Annotated in this window: 9 protein-coding genes; 5 read left to right on the top strand and 4 right to left on the bottom strand. The window is 70.4% G+C overall.

Annotated features, from left to right (window positions below):
* Together ACYVE7_RS27495 and ACYVE7_RS27490 are read right to left on the bottom strand one after the other, a co-directional pair.
* Window positions 1–434: lysylphosphatidylglycerol synthase domain-containing protein (locus ACYVE7_RS27495; protein ID WP_460368586.1), on the bottom strand; the 434-nt coding region annotated here is incomplete at its 3' end.
* 73 nt (window positions 435–507) lie between these two features.
* Window positions 508–1,209 (bottom strand): trypsin-like serine peptidase, encoded by a 702-nt coding sequence (locus ACYVE7_RS27490; protein WP_460368584.1) that lies wholly within the window; start codon window positions 1,207–1,209, stop codon window positions 508–510.
* Window positions 1,210–1,324: 115 nt separating this feature from the next.
* Here ACYVE7_RS27490 and ACYVE7_RS27485 point away from each other — a divergent pair, with 115 nt between their 5' ends.
* Window positions 1,325–2,857, top strand: coding sequence for a hypothetical protein (locus tag ACYVE7_RS27485; RefSeq protein WP_460368583.1), 1,533 nt, complete (start codon window positions 1,325–1,327; stop codon window positions 2,855–2,857).
* On the opposite strand, the gene ACYVE7_RS27480 is transcribed toward ACYVE7_RS27485, so the two are convergent.
* Entirely contained in the window at window positions 2,841–3,284 is a 444-nt protein-coding gene (locus tag ACYVE7_RS27480; protein ID WP_460368582.1) for a ferritin-like domain-containing protein, read from the bottom strand. The genes ACYVE7_RS27485 and ACYVE7_RS27480 overlap by 17 nt on opposite strands.
* Entirely contained in the window at window positions 3,277–3,774 is a 498-nt protein-coding gene (locus ACYVE7_RS27475; protein WP_460368580.1) for a hypothetical protein, read from the bottom strand. Before ACYVE7_RS27475 ends, ACYVE7_RS27480 begins: the two co-directional genes overlap by 8 nt.
* A gap of 188 nt (window positions 3,775–3,962) precedes the next feature.
* On the opposite strand from ACYVE7_RS27475, the gene rimP reads away from it, so the two are divergent.
* The 4 genes from rimP to ACYVE7_RS27455 all read left to right on the top strand — a co-directional run.
* Complete coding sequence (gene rimP, locus ACYVE7_RS27470; protein WP_460368579.1) at window positions 3,963–4,442, top strand: ribosome maturation factor RimP; 480 nt, start codon at window positions 3,963–3,965, stop codon at window positions 4,440–4,442.
* A gap of 18 nt (window positions 4,443–4,460) precedes the next feature.
* Entirely contained in the window at window positions 4,461–5,483 is a 1,023-nt protein-coding gene (nusA, locus tag ACYVE7_RS27465; protein ID WP_460368577.1) for a transcription termination factor NusA, read from the top strand.
* Between the two features lie 40 nt (window positions 5,484–5,523).
* Window positions 5,524–5,778: a YlxR family protein gene (locus tag ACYVE7_RS27460; RefSeq protein ID WP_460368576.1), complete on the top strand. Its 255-nt coding sequence runs from the start codon at window positions 5,524–5,526 to the stop codon at window positions 5,776–5,778.
* 113 nt (window positions 5,779–5,891) lie between these two features.
* A partial coding sequence (locus tag ACYVE7_RS27455; RefSeq protein ID WP_460368575.1) for a translation initiation factor IF-2 N-terminal domain-containing protein occupies window positions 5,892–6,132 on the top strand: 241 nt, incomplete at its 3' end.

Here is a 6,132-nt window from a genome sequence, read left to right as displayed (position 1 = left end):
CGCGAACGCGGCTCGGCCAGCAGCGCCGCCGACGTGACGACCGAGTACGACAGCGTCGTCGCCGCCCCCGCGACCAGCACGACGGCCGTCGCCAGATGCCGGGACGCCCCCTGGGCGCGCCACTGCCGGAACGCGTACGCCAGGCTCATCGCGGGCCCCGCCGGCAGGGTCGCGGAGATCGCGTTGCCCGCGTAGGTGACGGCGAAGACCCTCCGGCGCGAGACCGCCAGCCCGCCGCCGCGCAGCAGCCTGCCCTGCAACCGGGAGAAGGAGCTCATCGAGAGCAGTTCGGTGACCACGATCAGTGCCAGCCAGCGCGGGTCGGCCCGCGACACCTCGTGCCAGACGGCGGCGGGGGAGGGCAGCTCGTCGGCGAAGACCACCAGGGAGACGGCGACCGCGGCGAGCATCAAGAAACGGCCTGCTCTGCGCACGGCGACCACCTCCCCTCCGCGGCAACCGTCCGGGTACCGCAAAGAATTCCCCGTGCGGAGGGAGGGAATCCTGTCAGAGGGTCGCGAGTGCCTTCCGGTAGAGCCGTTCGGCCCTTTCGTCCAGGACGGTCGCATAGGAGACGCGCAGCTTGGTGCCGCCCCCCAGATACCCGCCGAGGACGGCCGCCACCCCGCCGTCCGGACCGTAGAACGGGCTGCCGCTGGAGCCGTTGCCGAGGGCGGGGCCGCTGATCCGGACGTCGTCGCCGCCGTCGACCGCCTCGACCTCGGTCCTGGTGGTGACCAGCACGGGGGAGGAGTTCGGATAGCTGAGGATCGTGACCGTCGCGCCGTCGGGCAGGCCGGTGAACACCGGTGCGGAGACGCCCGCGACGTCGCCGAGATGGCGGCCCTCCAGCGCGGCCACGCGCAGGAAGGCGAGGTCGGCGTCGTCGTCGCGGGTGTCCGTCCAGGCCGGTTCCACGGCCGTTCCGGTGATCTTCCAGGTGCCGAGGGGCCGCCGGCCGTCGGCGTAGCGCGGCGCGAACGTCATCTCCCCGCGCCGCACGCAGTGCGCGGCCGTGAGCAGCAGATCGCGTCCGACGACCGTCGCGGTGCAGAGGCGCCTGCCCGCCGGGTTGATCAGCGTGCCGACCGTTCCGGCCGGACCGGCGGAAGTCGCGGAGGGGGCGGGGGCGGGGGACGGCGCGGGGGAGCGGCCGCAGCCGGTCAGCACGAGCCCCCAGCCGAGGACGATCACCAGGAGCTTCCGCATGACTACCCGAACAGCGCGATTCCGCGCCGATATTCCGAAACGGCCGCCCTGTTTTCCACGATCCTCCCAGTATGTTGTTGATCACACAAGAATTCCTACCTAGAAACTAGGATTCATGCGCCGTTCCCTCGGTCCCGCCGCCGCAGGACTCGCCCTGCTGGCCGCCGCCACACCCGCCGTCGCCGCCCCCATCCCCGACGCCCCCGGAAAGGACAGGCTCCCGTCCTTCCTCGGCGCCCCCGCCGTCCCGCACCCCATCGCCGGACGCCCCGTGCCCCGCAACCCCCACATGGCCGCGCCCGGCTACGCCGCCATGCACGCCGACAGCTACGCCTCCGACACCTACCCCTTCGCGGGCCCGCTCGGCCGCGACCCCCGGGTGCGGACCGAGACGAAGGCCGGCGGCCTGCCAGGGCTCTGCTCGACCGTCAACTACGCGCGCAGTACCGGGCTGATCGTCGCCCAGTGCGTCCAGGCCGCGAACTTCACGCTCCGGCTGATCGACCCCGCCACCCTCAAGGACCTGGCGACCTTCGCGCTGCCGCCGCGCCCCTCGACCGTCCAGGCCGTCACCAGCGGCGACCTCGACAAGGTGCTCACCGACACCTCCGGCGGCGCCTACTACTACCTGGACGACAAGGACCGCGCGGTGCTCGCCGACTCCGCGTTCCACGTCCGCAGGTTCGCGCACGTCAAGACCGGCAAGGGCTGGCGGTTCAAGGCCACCGACGACTGGGACCTCACCCGGCTCGTCCCGCACTCCTGCCCGACCTGGGCCAAGCCGAAGCCGAAGGGCGAGTGCGACCCCGTCACCTCCGTCCAGCCGGACTGGCAGGGCAACATCTGGTGGGTCACCAAGCACGCCAGGATCGGCGTGATCAACCCCAGGACAGGCAAGATCAAGACGGTCCGGCTGAAGGGCGAGGCGATCCAGAACTCCTTCGCCGCCAGCGAGGACGGCGTCTCGATCGTCTCCGACCACGCCCTCTACAAGTTCCGGGCGCGCCGCGGCAAGCCCACGATCGTCTGGCGCAAGACCTACGACCGCGGCACCCGCCGCAAGTCCGGCCAGCTCGACCAGGGCTCCGGCACCACCCCCACCTTCCTGGGGCGCAAGTACGTCGGGATCACCGACAACGCCGACCCGCGGATGAACGTGCTGGTCTACCGGGAGTCCGACGGCAGACTGCTCTGCAAGGTGCCCGTCTTCGGGAAGTTCAAGTCGGCGTCCGACAACTCGCTGATCGGCTTCGGCAACAGCCTCGTCGTCGAGAACAACTCCGGCTACCGCAACTTCCTGGAGCTCAAGCCGGGCGCCAGCAACCACGGCGGGCTCAGCCGGATCGACGTCACCGCCAAGGGCTGCAAAACCGCCTGGACCAGCCCGGAGCACAGCCCGTCCACGGTCGCCAAGGCCAGCGTCGCGACCGGGCTCGTCTACGCCTACACCAAGGAGCCCCGCAAGGACGGCGTCGACGCCTGGTACCTGACCGCGATCGACTGGCACACCGGCCGGACCGCGTTCAAGGTCCTCACCGGCACCGGAAAGTACTTCGACAACAACTGGGCGCCCGTCACGCTCGGCCCCGACGGCACCGCCTACGTGGGCGTGGTCGGCGGGATCGTCGCGGTCAAGGACTCGCGGTAGGGACCACGTCGGAGGGGGCCAGGCCGGGGAACGACTCGGCGGGCCCCGTCCGCGACCAGCGGACCTGCCGGCCCATCGCCTCCTGCATGGCCTGGGCGGCGAACTTGCGCAGTTGCCCCGTCGAGGCCCCGGCCAGCGCCAGATAGGCGTCCAGGACGGTCCCCTCGAGCTGGGCTGCGAGCGCCGTCGGCGACTTCACCGCGGGCATCGCGTACGCCGCCTCCGAGGCCGCCGGCTGCCCGCCCTCCGCGCCGATCAGCTCGACGAGCCGGTCGCGGCGGGTGCGGTGGGCCTCCCACAGCGCGGTCGCCAGGGCCCGGGCGCCGCCCTCGGACCGGCCGCCGACCACCCCGTAGCCGTAGATCGCGAAATGCTCGGCCCGCAGCGCCTTGTTCAGCTTGGCGACGTCGCCCTTGCCCTCAGCCATCGGAGCCTCCGAACGCCAGAACGGTCGCGTGGCCCGCCTCGCACGTGCCGATCGAGGCCAGCAACTGGGCCATCCCGGGCGCGACCTTGGTGACGTCCGACACCCGCGCCGCCGCCGCCGAACGCTCGGCCGCGCGCAGCGCCGCCTTGGCCGCGGCGAGCCCCGAAGGCGGGGCGGCGGCCGTCGGCGAGGTGATCTGCGGGGTGGCCGTGGCGTCGCCCGTGCCCGGCAGATAGTGCTTCTCCAGGGCGGCCAGATGATCGCGGTGATGCTGGAGCGCGTCGGCGAAATGCGAGGGAAGTCCCTTGTGGGCCGCGATCACGGCCTCATACAAGGAGATCAAATTCCGCTCGTCGGCGAGGGCCGTCAACAGGATCGCGACGTCCGGCTCGGGCCGCAGATCAGCCGTCTTCTCCGAGGCGCATCCGGCCAGCGTCGCGAGCGCGGCCCCGCCGCCCAGCAGGGCACGGCGCGAGACGGGCACGGGCAAGCGGGGCTCCTCGGAAGATCGTCTGGAGGGCAACAGCATCCCATAACGCAGTGGTTCGCCAGGCGAATACACACCCTACGGTTCCGCTGTCGATAGTCTTGGGTGGTCAGAGCATACGCATAGCACCCAAAGAGGAGGGTCCCGTGAGCGCAGAGGCGCGAGACGGCCGCGTTCGGGGGGACCGCCAGGTGACCGCGCTGATCGAGCTGCTGGGGCCCGTGACGGCCGAAGCAGGCTTCGATCTCGAGGACGTCAACATCTCGCAGGCAGGCAAGCGGCGCGTGGTCCGCATCGTGGTGGACGCCGACGGCGGCGTGAACCTCGATGACGTGGCCGTGGTCAGCAGGGCCATCGCCGCGGAACTGGACGAGACCGATCTCCTGGGCGGCGCACCCTATGTGCTCGAGGTCACCTCACCGGGCGTCGACCGGCCCCTCACGCACCCGCGCCACTGGCGCAGGGCCGCGGGACGGCTGGTCAAGTTCGCCACCGCCGAAGGAGTGGCGGTCGAGGGGCGTGTGATCGACGCAGACGAGGAGAAGATCCGGCTGGAGGTCGGCGGCGGCGAGGTCTCCTACGCGCCGTCCGCGATCGGTCCCGGCCGGGTTCAGGTGGAGTTCCGCCGCATCGAGGCAGACGACCTGCTCCAGGACGACGAGGAAGGTTAAGGGGCGGGGAGAACTGCCATGGACATCGATATCAATGTGCTCCGGTCTTTGGAGCGAGAGAAGGACATCTCCTTCGACCTCATCGTGAAAGCGATCGAGGACGCCATGCTGATCGCCTACCAGCGCAACGGCGCGGCGCAGCGGGCCAGGGTCGAGCTCAACCGCACCAACGGCCATGTGACCGTGTGGGCGACCGAGGTCGACGAGGAGGGCGTGCCCGGACGCGAGTACGACGACACCCCGCCGGACTTCGGCCGGATCGCGGCGACCACCGCCAAGCAGGTCATCCTGCAGCGGCTGCGGGACGCCGAGGACGAGCTGACCTTCGGGGAGTACGCGGGCCGCGAGGGCGACATCGTCGCCGGCGTGATCCAGCAGGGCAAGGACCCGCGCAACGTGCTGGTCGACCTCGGCAAGCTCGAGGCCGTCCTGCCGCCGCAGGAACAGGTGCCGGGCGAGTCCTACGAGCACGGCGAACGCCTCAAGGCGTACGTGGTGCAGGTCCGCAAGGGCCACCGCGGGCCGTCGGTCATGCTGTCGCGCACCCACCCGAACCTCGTGCGCAAGCTGTTCGCGCTGGAGGTCCCGGAGATCGCCGACGGCACCGTCGAGATCTCGGCGATCGCCCGCGAGGCCGGCCACCGCACGAAGATCGCGGTCCGGTCGCGCAAGAACGGCGTCAACGCCAAGGGCGCCTGCATCGGTCCGCTCGGCAGCCGCGTCAGGAACGTGATGACCGAACTGCACGGCGAGAAGATCGATATCGTCGACTTCTCGGAGGACCCCGCGACCTTCGTGGGCAACGCCCTGTCGCCGGCGCGCGTCAACTCCGTCGAGGTGATCGACGCCGAGGCCCGCGTGGCCCGGGTGATCGTCCCCGACTACCAGCTCTCCCTCGCGATCGGTAAGGAAGGCCAGAATGCCCGGCTCGCCGCCCGCCTCACCGGGTGGCGCATCGACATCCGGCCCGACACCGAGAACTCCGGGAACTCAGGCCCCCCGGGAGACACCCCCGACGCCGCGGAGGCTTCGGCGGGGTAGACTGAGAGATGGCGGCTTTCCGGGCCCTGTCCGCACATGTGTGGGGTGCAGGAAACGGGCGAGCCGTGCCGACTTGATGCGCGTCGTAGCGGTGGAAGGCGTTCTCACGCCTGACCCGCGTAAACGACTGCTCGGACGGGGTGCCTCGCTGCACCCCGATCTGGGATGCCTGGAACAGGCGATACGGCGTCGAGCGTTCTTTAAAGCCTTGCGGCTGAAGGAAACGCCCGATAGTTCTGTCCTGTTGCGGTATCTCCAAGACGGCAGCGGGCAGCCCTCAGATGGGGCTGTCTGATCGAAAGAACGAGTCGGAAGCAGGTCGAGATTGCTATGAGCGCTCGATGAGCAGCACGCGATGACTGGTTAGCGACGGCCCGGAAACACGCCCCGGGCCAGATTGGGAGTGCAGTGGCCAAGGTCCGGGTGTACGAACTCGCGAAAGAGTTCGGTGTAGAGAGCAAGGTCGTCATGGCCAAGCTCCAGGAGATGGGTGAGTTCGTAAGGTCGGCTTCCTCGACGATCGAGGCGCCAGTTGTCCGCCGTCTGTCCGATGCGTTCGGCAAGACCGCTCCGAAGGGCGGAGGTGGCGCGCCCAAGCCGGGTCCGCGCCCCGAGCCCCGTCCCGCCGCCTCGGCCGCTCCTGCGGCCC

The organism is Actinocorallia lasiicapitis (assembly GCF_054778695.1).
Note: the sequence above shows the minus strand (reverse complement) of the source record. Positions and strands in the feature narration are given on the sequence as shown.

Coding starts and splice junctions, on each gene's coding strand:
- ACYVE7_RS27490 (WP_460368584.1), bottom strand. CDS start 1,209: ATGCGGAAGCTCCTGGTGATCGTCCTCGGCTGGGGGCTCGTGCTGACC.
- ACYVE7_RS27485 (WP_460368583.1), top strand. CDS start 1,325: ATGCGCCGTTCCCTCGGTCCCGCCGCCGCAGGACTCGCCCTGCTGGCC.
- ACYVE7_RS27480 (WP_460368582.1), bottom strand. CDS start 3,284: ATGGCTGAGGGCAAGGGCGACGTCGCCAAGCTGAACAAGGCGCTGCGG.
- nusA (WP_460368577.1), top strand. CDS start 4,461: ATGGACATCGATATCAATGTGCTCCGGTCTTTGGAGCGAGAGAAGGAC.